Origin of the sequence: Bacteroides sp. CACC 737, assembly GCF_013874375.1 — a bacterium.
GTDB lineage: Bacteria > Bacteroidota > Bacteroidia > Bacteroidales > Bacteroidaceae > Bacteroides > Bacteroides uniformis.
In genome coordinates, this window is sequence record NZ_CP059408.1 from 2,197,757 (window position 1) to 2,214,464 (window position 16,708).

At 45.3% G+C, this 16,708-nt stretch carries 16 protein-coding genes and 1 tRNA gene; 3 read left to right on the top strand and 14 right to left on the bottom strand.

The window, feature by feature from the left end:
• Positions 1-6 precede the first annotated feature (6 nt).
• The 3 genes from H1A11_RS09560 (at position 7) to H1A11_RS09570 (ending at position 3,471) form a co-directional block, all read left to right on the top strand.
• On the top strand, positions 7-1,152 hold the full coding sequence (locus H1A11_RS09560) for a CapA family protein (RefSeq protein WP_181758060.1): 1,146 nt from the start codon (positions 7-9) through the stop codon (positions 1,150-1,152).
• Positions 1,153-1,242: 90 nt separating this feature from the next.
• A tRNA-His gene (locus H1A11_RS09565) sits at positions 1,243-1,316 on the top strand.
• 460 nt (positions 1,317-1,776) lie between these two features.
• Complete coding sequence (locus H1A11_RS09570) at positions 1,777-3,471, top strand: B12-binding domain-containing radical SAM protein (RefSeq protein ID WP_138345561.1); 1,695 nt, start codon at positions 1,777-1,779, stop codon at positions 3,469-3,471.
• Between the two features lie 61 nt (positions 3,472-3,532).
• Here H1A11_RS09570 and H1A11_RS09575 read toward each other — a convergent pair whose 3' ends face one another.
• From H1A11_RS09575 to H1A11_RS09640, 14 genes are all read right to left on the bottom strand, one after another.
• On the bottom strand, positions 3,533-5,035 hold the full coding sequence (locus H1A11_RS09575; RefSeq protein ID WP_181758061.1) for a glutamine synthetase family protein: 1,503 nt from the start codon (positions 5,033-5,035) through the stop codon (positions 3,533-3,535).
• A gap of 141 nt (positions 5,036-5,176) precedes the next feature.
• Positions 5,177-6,178, bottom strand: coding sequence for a beta-ketoacyl-ACP synthase III (locus H1A11_RS09580; RefSeq protein ID WP_117600361.1), 1,002 nt, complete (start codon positions 6,176-6,178; stop codon positions 5,177-5,179).
• A gap of 185 nt (positions 6,179-6,363) precedes the next feature.
• Positions 6,364-6,717 (bottom strand): hypothetical protein, encoded by a 354-nt coding sequence (locus H1A11_RS09585; RefSeq protein WP_117600362.1) that lies wholly within the window; start codon positions 6,715-6,717, stop codon positions 6,364-6,366.
• Between the two features lie 68 nt (positions 6,718-6,785).
• A complete protein-coding gene (locus H1A11_RS09590; protein ID WP_181758062.1) occupies positions 6,786-7,103 on the bottom strand; it encodes a hypothetical protein in 318 nt (105 codons plus the stop codon).
• Positions 7,104-7,264: 161 nt separating this feature from the next.
• Positions 7,265-7,420 (bottom strand): hypothetical protein, encoded by a 156-nt coding sequence (locus H1A11_RS09595; protein WP_252195214.1) that lies wholly within the window; start codon positions 7,418-7,420, stop codon positions 7,265-7,267.
• Between the two features lie 720 nt (positions 7,421-8,140).
• On the bottom strand, positions 8,141-8,431 hold the full coding sequence (locus tag H1A11_RS09600) for a helix-turn-helix domain-containing protein (RefSeq protein WP_060386410.1): 291 nt from the start codon (positions 8,429-8,431) through the stop codon (positions 8,141-8,143).
• A gap of 3 nt (positions 8,432-8,434) precedes the next feature.
• Positions 8,435-8,590 (bottom strand): helix-turn-helix domain-containing protein, encoded by a 156-nt coding sequence (locus H1A11_RS09605; RefSeq protein WP_082709332.1) that lies wholly within the window; start codon positions 8,588-8,590, stop codon positions 8,435-8,437.
• A gap of 478 nt (positions 8,591-9,068) precedes the next feature.
• Positions 9,069-9,845 carry a DUF6047 family protein gene (locus H1A11_RS09610; RefSeq protein ID WP_224207122.1) on the bottom strand — a complete coding sequence of 259 codons (777 nt, stop codon included), beginning with the start codon at positions 9,843-9,845 and terminating at the stop codon, positions 9,069-9,071.
• A 6-nt stretch (positions 9,846-9,851) separates the two neighbouring features.
• Positions 9,852-10,172, bottom strand: a complete 321-nt coding sequence (locus H1A11_RS09615) for a hypothetical protein (RefSeq protein WP_060386407.1) — start codon at positions 10,170-10,172, stop codon at positions 9,852-9,854.
• Positions 10,173-10,183: 11 nt separating this feature from the next.
• Entirely contained in the window at positions 10,184-10,900 is a 717-nt protein-coding gene (locus H1A11_RS09620) for a DUF6047 family protein (RefSeq protein WP_060386406.1), read from the bottom strand.
• A gap of 183 nt (positions 10,901-11,083) precedes the next feature.
• On the bottom strand, positions 11,084-12,031 hold the full coding sequence (locus H1A11_RS09625) for a DUF6047 family protein (RefSeq protein ID WP_117742427.1): 948 nt from the start codon (positions 12,029-12,031) through the stop codon (positions 11,084-11,086).
• Positions 12,032-12,141: 110 nt separating this feature from the next.
• A complete protein-coding gene (locus H1A11_RS09630; protein ID WP_060386404.1) occupies positions 12,142-12,777 on the bottom strand; it encodes an RteC domain-containing protein in 636 nt (211 codons plus the stop codon).
• Positions 12,778-12,962: 185 nt separating this feature from the next.
• Positions 12,963-14,261 (bottom strand): sigma-54 dependent transcriptional regulator, encoded by a 1,299-nt coding sequence (locus tag H1A11_RS09635; RefSeq protein WP_060386403.1) that lies wholly within the window; start codon positions 14,259-14,261, stop codon positions 12,963-12,965.
• Entirely contained in the window at positions 14,233-16,623 is a 2,391-nt protein-coding gene (locus H1A11_RS09640) for a hybrid sensor histidine kinase/response regulator (RefSeq protein WP_181758063.1), read from the bottom strand. The genes H1A11_RS09635 and H1A11_RS09640 overlap by 29 nt, the downstream gene beginning before the upstream one ends.
• Positions 16,624-16,708: the final 85 nt, after the last annotated feature.

The following is a 16,708-nucleotide window of genomic DNA, read 5'->3' on the forward strand; positions in this document are numbered from 1 at the left end:
AACGTCATGAAAACGCTCGTCGTCTTCATGACTGTCTTACTGTATAGCGTAACCCTTTCCTCCCAGGAAAGGATTACGCTATTATTTGTCGGTGACCTGATGCAGCACCAGGCACAAATAGACGCAGCACATGTATCTGAAGGAAAATATGACTGCTCCTCCTGCTTCTCCCTCATAAAAGAGCAAATATCCCAGGCAGACCTCGCCATAGGAAATCTGGAAGTCACATTGGGGGGCAAGCCCTATCGGGGCTATCCTATGTTCAGCGCCCCCGATGAATATCTTCAAGCCATAAAGGACGCCGGATTCGATATTTTACTGACAGCCAACAACCACTGTCTGGACCGTGGGAAAAAGGGGATGGAGCGTACCATACAATTGCTCGACTCCTCCGGTATTCGTTACGCAGGCACCTACAAGAATCTGTCGGAGCGCAGGCAACGCTATCCCCTGTTCATCAACAGAAACGGCTTTCGCATTGCCCTACTCAACTATACTTACGGCACCAATGGTATCAAGGCTACCTCTCCCAATATCGTAAACTATATTGATAAGAATACCATCCTGCAAGATATCCAAAGTGCCAAGGCACGCCAACCGGATGCCATTATTGCCTGCATGCATTGGGGAGAGGAATATCAGTCCCTTCCCAACCGTGAGCAACGCGAACTGGCCAACTGGTTGCTCCAACAAGGCGTAACACATATTATCGGTTCACACCCTCACGTCATTCAACCAATGGAACTACGTACCAACGGTACCGAACAGCACATCATAGTCTATTCCTTGGGAAACTTCATTTCCAATATGAGCAAGGCCAACACTGACGGCGGCCTCATCTTCACTTTGCAGTTGGAGAAACATCCTCTCCCCCAACCCATCCGTCCCTCTTACATCGGTCAGAGTCAGACGCCCCTGCCAGACTCCAATCCTCTGCCTTTTCCATACTGTCGTGTTTCCTATTGTGGATATAATCTGGTCTGGACCGGCCGGCCGGAACTTACTAAAGAAAAAAATTACATTCTTTATCCTGCCAGTTTTCCTACAGAACATTTAACTCCGGAAGCTCGTAAACACCTGGAAATCTTCGTCAAAAGCTCTCGAAAGCTGCTCCAGCAGCACAATATAGATATCTACGAGAAGAAAAAATAATGCAGAAATCTCAAAAAATTTCGTCTCATTCTTTGCAATATTAAAGATTATCCCTATCTTTGCACCGCATTTAAGAAATGCACTAACATGGTGGCTGTAGTTCAGTTGGTTAGAGCGTCAGATTGTGGTTCTGAATGTCGTGGGTTCGAGTCCCATCTGCCACCCGCAAAGAAGAGGAAATTCGAAAGAATATTCCTCTTTTTTGTTATTGTCCAAACAATTCCCCTCAAAGGGAGGCAACGTGGAATCAATGTAAAAAATTGTAGGGATACTCCTCACAGAGTATCCCTACATCATAGGAAGGAATCAATTACCTAAACCAGTTCTTGTACAAAAGAGTTTACTTTCTCAAAATGTTCAAAATAGCTGGAAACTTATTCCGATATTTTGCATTCTGTATCAATCACACTTAATAGCACTTCCTTCCTTACTTTATCAAGCCAGTGATAAGATAACCCTTTATCACCTTATAGAAATAAGAATACAAAAGAAATATTTCATCTTTCAAAAAACATTCTATACCAACACTCTACTATTTTCGATTTCCGTCATGCAAATATAACCCTTTTTGTTTATACGAAAAGCAAAATCAGTTATCTTTGCAAAGATGAAACTCAATTAAACATGAAAATTCTTTGGATAGACCTCAATAGCTCGTATGCACACTCTTCGTTGGCACTCCCTGCACTGCACGCACAAATAGCAAAGAACAATTCCGTAAAATGGGAAATCGTATCTGCCACCATCAATGAAAACGTAGGAATGATTGTCGACGAAATATACCGGCACCAACCCGACATCATTGCCGCAACGACATGGTTGTTCAACCACGAACAACTGTTGCACATCACGGCGAGATTAAAAGCATTGCTTCCCAATAGCTGCTTCATTTTGGGCGGACCTGAATTCTTAGGAAACAATGAAGACTTTCTGCATAAAAACCCTTTCATCGACTGTGTATTCAGGGGAGAGGGAGAAGAAGCATTCCCCCAATGGCTGTCTTGCTGGAACCAGCCGGAAAAATGGGACAGCATTCCGGGGCTTTGCTATATGAATCCTCAAAAGCAATATATAGACAACGGCATAGCCCGTGTACTCAACTTTTCCCGACTCGTACCGCCGGAAAACAGCAGTTTCTTCAACTGGAGCAAACCATTCGTACAACTGGAGACTACCCGAGGCTGTTTCAACACATGCGCATTCTGCGTCAGCGGTGAAGAAAAACCGGTGCGCACACTGTCCATTGAAAGTATCCGTGAACGCCTTCAAATTATCCACAGCCATGGAATAAAAAACGTACGCGTCCTCGACCGGACCTTTAATTATAATCCGCGCCGTGCTAAAGAATTACTGCAACTTTTCCTGGAATTCAACCCGGACATATGCTTTCACTTAGAAATACACCCTGCACTATTATCCGAAGAGCTGAAAAATGAATTGAAAAAGCTACCTAAAGGATTGCTCCATCTCGAGGCCGGTATTCAAAGCCTGCGCGAACCGGTCCTCCAAAAAAGCCGTCGGATGGGAAGCCTGGAGGACTCACTGCAAGGTCTTCGTTTCCTATGTTCCCTACCCAATATGGAAACACACGCCGACCTCATTGCCGGCTTGCCTCTATACCGCCTATCCGAAATATTTGAAGATGTGCGTACACTTGCCGGATACAATGCCGGCGAGATACAGCTTGAATCCCTGAAGTTACTTCCCGGCACAGAAATGAGAAGAAGAGCGGAAGAACTGGGCATCCGATATTCTCCTCTCCCCCCTTATGAAGTGCTTCAAACAAATGAAATCAGTGTCAACGAGCTTCAAACAGCCCGGCAACTGTCACGTCTTCTGGATGGATTCTATAACACAACTGCTTGGCAAGCCATCACCCGCAAGCTGATTCTGGATGACAACGACTTCCTACGTCGCTTTCTGGAATTTTTAATCGATAAAAATCTTATAGACCAGCCCATGAGCCTGGAAAAGCGAGGTCTCGTACTCTATGAATTCTGCAGTATGCATTATCCGGCCTATAAAATCATGGTCACCATTGCCTGGATAGAGGCTGGCATGTCATTAAAGAAAAAACCAGCAGAGAAAGTCAAGACCAAGCGCCAGATGCCACCGGAATATTGGGAAGTCATCTATGGAAACTACAAAGAAAGCCTCCGCTTATGTTTTCTACCCATTGACGACAATACCCAAAATGGTTATTGGTTCGGCTTCGAATCGGAAATACAAAAAGCAGAACCAGTATTCAAAGCCAAAGGAATAATGGAGAGGTGTCAAAATACACAATCACCGCAGATTAACACAGATAAAAGTTCCTGATTATCAGAAATTCTATAGCAATCTGTGTAACCTGCGGCGAGTTATGCCCTCATTTCTTCTCCTATCCGCAGTGGAAATACTTCTCGACCAGTTTCAGCATCTCCTCCGGACTGTCTTGTATCTCTGCACGCAAGGTTCTATCCTCGTAAGAACGCAGTTTAGAGATAACCCCATCAACCATTGCAGGACTGAACACATGGTATTGTTCAAAGACAGCACGCTGTCTTTCCAAGCAATCGGCAGAAGCGGCACAACTATCAGGAAGCTGTTCCAGTTGTTTCAACTTATCTTCATTTTCTTTCTTGTGGATATTTACATTGACATATGTTTTTTCTGCAATTCCTAAAGCATCGTCTATCTCAAATCCATAACGGCAAGCTACAGCAAGTCCGGCAATCAATTGATACAAATCGGCCGAACCGTCAGGCGAACGCATTTCCACCGTCTGTTTCTGTGTAGTATCATAATGACTTGGGGTCTCCAACGGATTTGCCAACATGCACATATCCGTTTTTGCCGACCAGCCCAACGGAACGCGTACCAATACCGAACGGTTGCGGTCGCCCCAGCAAATGTTGGTCGGTGCTTCCTGATGAGGAACCAGACGAAAATAGGAAGTAGGATTTGTATTACCGAAAGCCGTAATGGAAGAAGCCAGCTTCATCATGCCCGCAATGGCCTTACGGGCTGTTTCAGAGAGTACCCCATCTTTCAGCATCTGGTTCTGCCCGTCCTTCATGATACGCATATGTATATGCAATCCGGAACCGGCTTTTCCTGCCGTGATTTTCGGTGCAAAAGTAATGTTATATCCATACTGGCTAGCCAGATTACGGATAACCCATTTTGCTATCACCAATTGGTCAGCAGCCTCCTCGGCACGCACCGGCAGGAATTCTATTTCATTCTGCTCATAAATCTTATCGTCCAGCGTAAAATTACCGACTTCAGAATGCCCATACTTTATCTGTCCGCCTGCCTGCGCAATATATGACATACATTCCGTACGGAAATCATTGAACTTGGCATAAGGGGCCGATTCGTGATAACCACGCTGGTCGGTAGCCGGGAACAATCCGTCATTTTCAGAAATGACATAATATTCCAATTCTCCCATAGCCTGAAATTCCATCCCCGTAACCGTAGTGAATGCCTGACATGCCTTACGCAGGGTATATTCCGGAGAACTTTCCAGCGGTTCACCATCCTTATTGAAATAAGAACAGAGCATTGACAGTGTGGGCAATTCAGAAAAAGGGTCTATAAAAGCAGTCCGAAAACGCGGCACTACATACAAATCACTGCTACCGGCCTCTATAAACGGAAACAAGCTGGAACCGTCTACGCGTTCACCACATGTAAGTATGGCATCAAGGTATGCTTCATTATTGATGACAAAGTTCAGTGTCTTCAGTCTCCCGTCTGCCGCAGGATACATGAAGTTCACCATACGAATGTCGTTCTCCTTTATATAGGAAACAATGTCTGCTTTCGTAAACTCGGAAGCCGGTTTTTGAAGGGCAGCCACCAATAGATTGGGGCTCATGGATAATTCCTGGTTCATAATACGCTGATTGTTTTTAGTTTTCTATATGGTTAACAAAACACATGCAATTTTCTGTCACAATAAAAAACTGCTGTTTCGCAAAGATACTAAAAGTTGTATCAGAAAAAAAACAAACAACCTAAATCTTATCAGAGAGCCTCAACCTTTTCCGTCGTATCCCCACTTCACGTAAATAGCCCCCCAAGCAAATCCTGCTCCGAATGCTGTAAAAACCAGTTTATCCCCCTTTTTCAGCTTATCCTCGAAATCCCATACGCACAATGGAAGCGTGCCGGCACTTGTATTTCCATACCGTTCTATATTGACCATTACCTTTTCGGGAGATACTCCCAAGCGTTGCGAAACAGCAGTAATTATACGCATGTTTGCCTGATGGGGAATCACCCAGTCAATGTCCTCCTTCGTCAAGTGATTCCTCTCCATGACTGCCTCACAAGCATCCGCCATATTGGCCACAGCATATTTAAAGACTGTACGTCCTTCCTGATAAATATAATGCATCCGATTGTCCAGTGTATAGTAAGATGGAGCACATACGGAGCCTCCCGCTTTGATATGTAAAAAAGGCAGACCTTTCCCGTCTGTTCTCAATACGGCATCCATTACTCCCATATCCTCCCGGGTGGGTTCCAGCATGAAAGCAGCAGCACCGTCACCAAAAATAGGACAGGTAGCGCGGTCTGTATAATCAATCACCGATGACATCTTATCAGCTCCTACTATGACAACCTTCTTATATTTTCCGGAACGTATGAAATTCGCCCCCGCCTCCATTGCATACAGAAATCCACTGCAAACAGCCTGCATGTCAAAAGCAAAAGCATTGTTCAGGCCCAATTTGTCACATAAGATGGACGCGGTAGAAGGAAAGTGATAATCGGGAGTGGTAGTAGCTACGATAACCAAGTCAATGTCATTCGGGCTGGTCTTTGTGCGCTGCATCAGTTGTTTCACAGCCTTACGAGCCATATATGAAGTTCCAAGCCCCTCCTCATGCAAAATGCGTCTTTCCTTTATACCAATGCGCCCCATAATCCATTCATCATTGGTATCCACCATTTTAGATATTTCATCATTAGTCAAGACATAGTCCGGAACATATCCTCCAACTCCCGTAATCACTGCATTCAAATTCTCCATTAATCCTATCCAGTTTAGTGTAAAATCAGGAATAACCCTATTATAAATATGCTATCAGAATATCACACTTTTTTCAGAATAGTCGTGTGACAATCTTTAATTAATGGGCGCAAATATACGAAAAGAGAATAAAAATCAATGAATCTGACAACAAAAGACATTAACTGTCTACAAATAATAACACTTTAAAACACAACGGGATTCACTACTATCCGAGCCCTGCAGGAATACTTCCGCATAACCTTTCTGCAAATAAAGAACAAAAAATCCGCTACCTGCAACGATGACGCACGATTGGCCGCACAACCGGCCACATTTCCTTTTCCAGCGAATGGAGCATCGCAGGCGGTTGGATGGGAGTTTTGATTACTCACATACTCATAACCGCCATACGTCCAATGCGTGTCTACATTCCCATTATCCAGGTCTGGCATATCCCACAAAGAAACACCAAACCGTGCATACCGGCGGGGAATGGGGAAGAGGAGATAACCTTTCTTCAGTATCTCCGTTGTCATGGGGCTCATTTCTTTTTCCATCTTTGTCTATTCTTAATTCGATAACACAACAAAGGTAAGGGAGAAGCCAGGGGAATACAAATAAACAGTTAGAATCGGCTAAAAATTAATGAAATAAATAAGGTGGCGGAAGAGGGATTCACTTCATCCTCCACCACCCTATATAATAATATACTAAAATAATCAGAATGTATTAGAAATACATTCTCTATTTTGCATATTTTTATTAATAAAACATGTTGCAAAGTTAGAATGGGAGAGACGTTGGCGGCTGCCATGCCATGAAGGATAGCACCCTCAAAGTTACTTTTCAATTCACTAATGATTTCACCTTTATAGGTAATACAATCCTTTTTAAGACCAAGAACTTTGCCAAACAAGCAATTGTCTTCTTCACCGTATTCCACGCTACCGAAATGTCCTTTGTACTTTAACTGTCCTATACTATTTTGTTATCTTTTGTTCTTTACTTTATTAATATTTCTCAATCAGTCTATTCTCACGAATATAAGTTAGTAATTGTTCATCACATCTCCTTTCATTATATTCGACGGATGCGGCTTATGCATTATATACGAATTTTTCCATCCGAACTAACCAATTTACTTCCTCCCCCCAACTCCTCCCCTTCCTCCTTGAAGTAGCCCAGCACCTTGGCTGGCGTGAGACGGCAGCGTTCCACGCTTTTCAAGCGGCTCTGAAAGATGTAGCGGGAGCGCAGCATGAGGTATATAGTTCAAGCTACGGTGCAAGCGGTGCTGAAGGCAGGCTCTGACATCTTCAGCGGAGAGTTTCATTCCTTTGTTTAGGGTTGCTTTCATTGTAATGGTTATTTTAGAATTGACTGTTGATGTGACGGATTTGCAAAACGCATCATCCATCTGTGCCGGATGCATAATGCACACCGGGCAAACGGATGATGCGTTGGGAGCAAATGCACGTTGCGTTTTCGCTGATAAAGCCTTAATGAGCATTAAGGGTTGTTATATAATATAATATTAACCGCTGCCGGTTTGGAGGTTAGCGGAAAACATGTACATTTGTAATGTGTTTTTCATAGTATTAGATTTAAGGTTAACAAAAGATTGGCTGTCTGGGATAGATGGCCTTTTTTATGTTGTTTTCTGACCTGCTTCGTAGGATTAAGTTTTTAATAGATAAATACTTTAAGGCAGGCATAAGGGGATAAAAAAAGTCCCACAAATCATTGGATTTGTGGGACTTGTGTGTTTACTGTCCGTTTTTTCCGGTTAATTCAGCGGAGAGACAGGGAACGATTAACTTTTAATTTCCCTATTCATTATCAGTATCTTACCAAAAGCCTCTGCTCCTATGACACCGAATAATTCACCGCGTATATGCTGCAACTTTCTTCCTGTTACACTCTTACTTACTTTTACAAAAGTAGCAAAAAAATAGCATAAATACAAATTATCCACTTGATTTAACGAATATAATTTCTATAATTTTCTTCCAATAACAATTGCAATTTAGAAAGAGGATAAAGGAACTTACCCCCTATGACAGTATAAGCTATCCCCCGTTCATCACGTAACTTTTGCAAAGTTCTGTTTGAGATATGCAACATGCCACATATCTGTTCACCGGTCATATAGACCTCACCAGCTATAGGAACAGGCAAATCCTGAAATTCAAGTATCTCTTTTGAGCATTTCTTAAGCATCCTCATCATCATTATGTACTCTTCTGACTGCCTTGTGATTACTCCGTCCATATGTTATCTTTCTTTTTGAATTAATATTTTGGCCAAATCACTCTCTTTATACATATATTTGCCGCCTATACAAGAATATGGAATAATCCCGTACTCCCTATAGCCTTGCAAACTTCGTTTGGAGATATTCAAAGCCAGACAGACCTCCTGGGCATCCAGTCACTTTTCCATTTCAACCGGACCAATTTTCTTTTTAACGGATTCAATCTGGGCGGATAAACTCTCTATTTGCAGTTTTAACTGTAAATACGCATGTTTCTCTATAACAACTAATTCCATAACAATTTGATTTATAATTTCACTATTTACAAAGCAAATAAAAGCATATTTCCACACTTGACAAAACATTCAAAATTAAAGTCATCCGTTGGCGTGCATTGTCACTCCAAATATACCAAATATCCTCATCCGGACAGATAACATATCTAACCATTTCCGTAACCCAGCCATCGGTTTCTACTCCTTCCATATTTTCATTCCATAATTATACCTATTATGACTGCTTATTTCCGCCAAAATGTCATTTACAAAACTGAAAAAATTCAAACTAAGGTTACTGCTACCACAAAATAAAAAGAAAAGCCCCGTTATCTGCATCCAAACAGTAACGGGGTTTCCCCTGCCATTTTTTATCACCCTATATCTTTATACCCTTATTTTTTTTCACATGCTCTTTTTCCTTTACGTCTGTTTTCCGCCGTATTTCCGAAAAGTGCTCTTTCAACAATTTCCCTGCCAGTTTCTTCGCCTTCTCCTGCATCACATCATACACATCCCATCTGTTGCGGCCCAGCAGTTTGTTTTCTATCTTCTCGAATTTATCGTAAAAACTGAAGTTGTCCGGGTATTCATCTATCAGTCCGTCTCTCGGATAGCCTTTATCCATGATATACAGCAGTGTCATCCAGTCATAATTATACGGACTCCGAGTAAGGCCCAGCCCCTTTCCGGAATCAGTCAGCCTATAATAGTTCTCCCATGTAGGAGCAAGATCATAACGCTCACTGTCCGTTATACTTTTCAATGCCGATTTGTCCACAAAAGCATCTGCCGGAATCTTCTCCAACGGCAACAAACAGCCGTAATCATCGCAACAGCGGTTTACTTTCCCTTCCATCAATGAAGGCCATCCCCGTAACTCATACACATTCAGATACTTTTCCTCAAAGTCCGGTTCAAAGAAACGCTTCTCTATATTCGTTGCCATAAAATCCCCGTATTGACGGTTTCCTACGTAATCCCTACCGAACAGCAGCACCCCTTTACCCGTCTCAACACCTGTATAATACGTGTTCCCATGCTTCAAATCATCCTGCATCTCCGCTATCACTTCGGGTGGTGCGGACTTTATCTCCCGCCACATCTCCGGTGTAAGTTGTCGGGGATAGTTCTCGTCCCTTGAAAGCGGGTCCATGTACTTTCACAGGCAATACACCACTTCCGACAGAGCCAGGTATCTATGCGGCTTAATCCCATGTCCGTCCATCGCCTTTTCCAGTCTTCGCAGATAATCATCATTATTCCCTTCCCGCAAACGCGGAATAATCCTCATATCAGGCACATTATAGTACATCATGCCCATGGTAGGCATTTCCGTTTCCTTGAGCGCCTTCTCCACATCTCCCAGCATAAACTCCAGAAAACCTTCCTCACCCGTACCTTTCATACTGACATGCACCGGGTTGAGATGTCCGTCCACTGTGACATACACACTGCCACTGTTCGTATTCTCTTTTTCCATTCATCAAAAAATTAAATGTTCATTCCTTGTCCTTTTCTCTTTGCCGGAATCCGCACCCTCATTTCCACGTTCGGGAACCGTACATTATCCGGTCGTGCCACCAGTGACGAGACTATCCGTTCCTGTTCTCCGGTCAGCGGCATAGGCTGCCGTTGCAATTTTCTCAGCCTGTTAAAGTTCCTCAGCGTAGGTGCCATGTCGCAACATGCCACACAAATCCCATATCTCACCATATCCGAAGAAACCGTCTGCCCGTCACCTATTTTTGCCCGGCATGCGGCATTCAGCGGAGCCACCTCATAAAACCTCAAACTCTCAGGTTTCCGCTTGCCGTCAAAAAAACGTTCGGCCAGCCCACTCAGAAACTCATCCAGCATCCTGTCCCCACCGTCTGTCTTGTCAAACAGCAATACCTTCCGCCCGTGTTCCACCGACATGTAGGTGGGAAAAGCAGCCAGCCCGCTGCGTATCACATCCCCGTTCATTCCGAAACGATGTCGCAGCCGCCTGTAATCCTCATTTTCCAGCAAATCCGTATGTTCCGCTGATAATGACAGATGTACAATCCCCCGTTCCTCACAGAATGCCGCATCCCGGAGTCTCACCACCCCCAACGGATATATATTCTCCCGTTCCAGTACAGGACAGAGCTGTTCCAGATAATCCGCATTGTCCGTACCGAATATGGGAGGAATCAGACTTTTGTCTTTAAAGTCGAAACGGAACATTCAGTGGTCGGGAATAAATTCCCGACCGGGTCGTATGAGACCGCACGTTGTTACTGATATAACGGGAAAATCCCTCTTCCCCCTGTCCGCGCATACTCAGATACACGGGTCTGTAAAAGGCGTCCAATGTCATATACAGACTGCCGCTTTCCACCGCTTGCTTTTTCTTTTCTTCCATAGATTCTATAGGATTAATTGTTTCTTCTCCTTCTTCTGTGGGGTAATGGAAGCTGCATGCTTCACCTGCCGTTGGCTGTCAGACATCCGCTGTTCAGGAGCTTCCTGCCTGTAGTGTGTTTCCGGTAACCCGCCGGTCTGTTCCTCTTCCGAATGCGGATACGACACCGGATGTGACATTTCCATCCTTTCTATTCGGCTTATCCGTGCGCCCAACCTGAACTCTCCATCCGTAATATGGAACTCCGATTGTAACAAATCCGCCGCCATCTCCTTTGCCTCTTTCTGTAAGGCCGCATAGCCGAAGTCGTGTGCCGACAAAGGCGCGTTCATCCGTGCCCTCATGCTGTCTCCCAGCTTCTCCGCCAGTTCCCTGAACTCATACTCATAGCTGAACGGATGCACCTTGTCTGCCGCAACAATCCCGGCGTACCCGTTTTCCGAAATATACAGCAATGACGCTACATCATAGTTCCGGGGCGAGATACCCAAACCGAATTCTTTTGTCAGCCGGTCGAAGTTATGGAAATCGGGCCGCAGGTCGAACTTTGCCCTGCACACCCCACCGTCCAGCACACTTCTATCCGCAAACTTGTCGGAGGTGAAGTTCACCACCGACCTGCGCAATTGTGCGTCTGTGCTTCGCAAATCCGCTTTGGACAGCTTTTCGATGCAGTTGTCCGCCAGCCCGGCCACCCGTTTGGTAGGCAGGTCAATCTCATATATCCGCAAAGTTTCGGGTACTTTGGTCACGTTGAAGAAGCCGTCGGCCAGATGTTGCAGATAGCTGTTCCGTGCCTTCATACCCTTGGGGGTGTCGGAAAACAGTATCACGCCCTCTTCCGTAACCACCGCATATACCCGGTTTTTCGTCCCGGAAGTTTCCGTTACCGCCGCTTTCCGCCTGTCCGGTTTCCGGGCAATGCGGTTCCAAATATCATTCAGGATTGACATAGCTTGTATTTTTAGACATGATAACCGGCGACAAAGAAAAACATTCAGCCGCCAATCTGCAATACCTCATACATACGAGTCATCCGTTGGCGGCTGTTGGCGTACAACCTTTACGCCAGCCGTGCGTCCAGCATCCGGTTATAACTTTTGCGCAGGGAGTCGATGAACGGAGTGGTGTCCGTACAACGGTCGAACACCTTGCCACGCTTGGTGTACAGCGCATTGATTTTCAGACGGAACACTTCCTCGAAAACGCGGATAACATCCACAATTTTCAAATTCCGGCCTTCAGCCGTACCTATCGCACCGGCTGCCATCAGTGCGGCCACCAGTTCAATCAGGTCGCTGTCCGTACCGTTCCATGTCAGTGTGACGGAACTTTTGCTTCCGCTTCCCCGCACTGCTTCCGCATGGAATCCGGCAGACACAGTACCATGACGAAGCATCTCCTTCAGTATTTCCGCTTCCGCATCCAGCAACGCCAACGTCTTGTCGATAAACACGTCATACAGGATATTGCGGCAATCTTCAGCCATTCCGTTGCAGGCCTGCCGCATAAAGGCCAGCTCTATTTTTGTGTAGTTCAGACAACGTAGCTGTCCCGTCAGGTCCCCTGCCGGTGAAAGCGTAGCAAGGCAGTTCACGAAATCGTCATAGGCAGCCGGCAACTCACCTAGCGCAGGTCCGGCACCGTTTGTATAAGAGGCGAACAGATTAAAAAGAGAGGTTTCCACCAATGTCTTCATCGTATCATGTTTTTAGGTTCCACAATTCAACTCTCCACTCATCCTGCCGGAATAAAGACAAGTGCCATGCCTGAAACAGTACACAGATAAAACATTGGAAATAAACCATATAGAAAGCAGTAAAAATGATGTGTACATAAAAGCATTGTGGATTGGACATGATGTGTCCGAATTTCGGACATATTCTAATCCAGACGATACTTCCTCAGTTTCAGATAAAGCGTGCTCCGGCTGATGCCCAGCAGCCGTGCGGCAGCCTTCCTGTCATTGCCCGTTGCCTCCAATGCTTTCAGAATGGTTGCCCGTTCCATCCGCTCGTCATTAAGTGAATACTCTCCCGGTTGCCTGCCTTTATCGGGAATGTCTATCTCCCCGGTGGTTATCCAGTCATCTTTAGCCAATAAGGTGGCCCGTCTGACAACCATCCTCAGTTCCCGTATGTTTCCCGGCCACGAATAAGATTTCAACCGTTTCTGTACTTCGCGGTCAAAGCCTTTCACTTTCCTTGAGAACTCTTGATTGGCGGCATCCAGCATGAATTCCGCCAACGGGATAATATCCTCAATGCACTCTGCCAGCAATGGTACATGCAACGGAAATTCATTCAGACGATGGAACAGGTCTTCCCGGAAACGTCCTTCGGCTATCGCCTTCTCCAGGTCCTCATTGGTAGCAGCTACCAGACGGATGTCCGTCTGAATCTCCTCTTTACCGCCTACGGGACGGTAGCGTTTTTCCTGCAAGGCACGCAACAGTGCCCTTTGTACTTCGGCATTCAGATTACCCACCTCGTCCAGAAACAGTGTCCCATGGTTGGCGGCGGCAAACATGCCCGTCTTGTTTTCCGTCGCTCCGGTAAAGGCACCCTTCACATGACCGAACAGTTCCGATGCCGCCAGTTCCTTCGGAAGTACCCCGCAATCCACTGCGATGAAAGAAGCATCCGACCGACCGCTCAACACATGTATCTGCCGGGCCACATACTCCTTGCCTGTCCCTGATGCGCCACGTATCAGCACGGCTAACGTATCCACCGGAGCCACCAGCCGGATATGCTCCTGCAATCTCAATGCCAAAGGGCTTTTGCTTGTATAGAATCTTTGTTTTGTATTGCCGTCCCTTCTCTTACGTTCCAATGCTTTCCGGATAATACCGAGTACCTTTTCTGTCTGCACAGGTTTGGGCAGATAGTCCACGGCACCTTTTTTAACCGCTTCCACGGCACCGGGTATATCCCCGTAGCCTGTCATGATGAGGAAAGGAATACGATAGCCATGTGTATTCATCCATTCCAGCAGTTCCATGCCATTGCCGTTGTCGAGACGAAAATCCGATAATACCAGATCCACATCATGGTTGTCCAAAAACTCCTTTGCATTGTCCACGGATAATACATAACGAGCATTGATACCATTTTTCACCAGCCAGTTTGTGGTAGCACGTGCATACACACGGTCATCCTCTACTATCAATACAGTTTCCATATACTCTTTTCTTTATTCTTTTTGCTTTCTCTACAGCATGTTCCACAGCTTTAATCAGTTCCTCTATTCTTTCGTCCGATAAGCCACCCCATTTTTCGGAAGGCATGGAAGCCATTTCCCTCAGTTCACTTTGGGGAATGTTTATACGGATCATTTCCCAAAGCGGCGCGGCTTTGTGTATGATACTTCCCAACTTCTTATAATCTCCCGTGGAAAAAGCGTCCCTTATTCCGGCAAGTTCACCCATGGTATCCTTTATGAACAGGTCCAGCATCTCTTCCACGTTTTCCTCTCCTTCCATGATGGCAGCAAAAGCAGGTCGATCCATCTGTGAAACTGCCGCCAGCAACTCTTCCTCAGAGAAAGGCTTATACAGACAGTCGGCAAAACCTGCGGTAAGATACTCTCCCTTTTTATCGGAACGTGCCGTGATGGCTATGACGGGAATCTCCCATGCCCGGGGAATGTTCGAGGTCCTCAACAGCTCAAGGACCGAGAAGCCATTCGTACCGGGCATCTGTATGTCGGTCAGCAGAAGGTCGTATTTCTGTTTGTTCAGACAATCCATCAACTCCCGGACATCCGAGCAGCAGTCACAGTGAATCTGATTACGGGAAAGCATTTTACTGATGACTCCCAGCTGGATACGGTTGTCATCAATGACCAGCACACGGATATCAACGGGCAATTCACAAACAGGAGAAAACTTCTCTTCCGGACAGACGGGGTGTCCGGCCGGTAGCATAGGCAGGAAAACAGAAAAACGGCTGCCCTCACCGGGTACACTCTCCACTTCCACATGCCCCTGCATCAAGGATACGAGTCGGGCCGTGATTGCCAACCCCAACCCGAAGCCGGGGATATTACGCACATTGTCGAGCCTTTCGAAAGCTCCGAATATCCGTTTTTTCTCCTCAAGGCCTATTCCCATACCCGTATCCAGGACAGAAATATGAAGATTTCCCGGCCGGTATTCCACCTCAAGAAACACCTTCCCGTGAAATGTGAACTTCAAGGCATTGGACAGCAGGTTGCCGACTATCTGCCGGATATGCGAGCTGTCACAGTTGACCATAACATCCAGACCGGAGAAAGATGCAGTGAACGCAAGTTTTTTCTGCCGGGCGGCAAGACGGTGGCTGTCCGCTATTTCTTCAAACAGAGTTTTCAAGCTGAAGAGTGTGTTTTTGGAGTGCGTCCCACCTTCATCCATCCGGTGATATTCCATCAGCGTGTCTACCAGAGCGAGCATATAATCGGACGAATGCAGGATATTGTCCAGATAACCGACCCTGCAACTACCATCGCTTTCCGAAGACAACTGTTCCGCACAGCCTCTGATAGCTGCCAGCGGAGCACGCAGGTCATGGGCCACTGAGGCCATCAGCTCCTTACGTGAACGGAGCAATTCTCTATTCCGATTGTCGGACTGTTCAAATTCCCTCTCATACCGAAGACGACGGTTCAAATCCCGGTGAATGAGGATATACAATACAATTGCCAGTAAAGAGATAGACAAAGCCAAGCCGGCTACCACATAGTAGGAATTATTCCGTTCAAGGACAAAGGTTCTGTAGCGTGCAGCAAAACGTTCGTTATTCTCCCGTTCAAATTCAGAGACTATGCTGTTCATCCTTTCGTTCAGTTCCATGCCGCCAACGTATAAGCTGTCCATCTGTGCCTGTATTTGCACTAATCTTTCAGCCTGTTCCAAGGACAGAGAGTGGAGCATACATGTTGCCATTCCGATTGAAGGGACAATGAACAAAGAGCAATGCCTACATTCGCCATCTTCCTTCTGTCGCTGACAGGCAAATTTATTCTCTTTTAATGGAAAAATATCCCAAATTCCCTTCTTAGAACTATCTCTCGTACCGGATTTAAACAAGACCATATTCCTCTTTTGCTGCACAGCTTGTCTCCCAGCAGTCAAAATAATGGAAGGGATACTTTCCTGTACAATATCGCCAATACTCTGCAATTCATTGAAAGTATGCATTGTCTTGGAAAGAAGAATTTCTTTATTCCAAAGAAGAAGACACAATGAGTCAATACGGTTTTTTTGTAAGGGAGTATGGACATACTCCTTTAGGAGTTGCAGACTGTCACAAACCCCATATCGTTTATAACTGTAGTTCTTCAAATCGTTGTCATCCCATGTTATGGCAATTTCCGCATGAGTAGAAAGATCCAATAGGCCTATGTAACTTTTTTCTGCTAGACTATGTATCGCTGCCAACTCCTTCTCTTCTTTGCGCAGCATGTGTCTTAGTACCTGTTCCTTGCGGAACTGATAGACAATGAAAGCTAACAGTAAAACTAAAATAGCATAACCGAAGCATATTTTTAACTTTAACCACATAATGATACCGACTGTAAATTTATATAATGTTCACATCAATAAGTGCAATATCTGAAAAGGCAAAATAAAAAACTTATTAGTATAT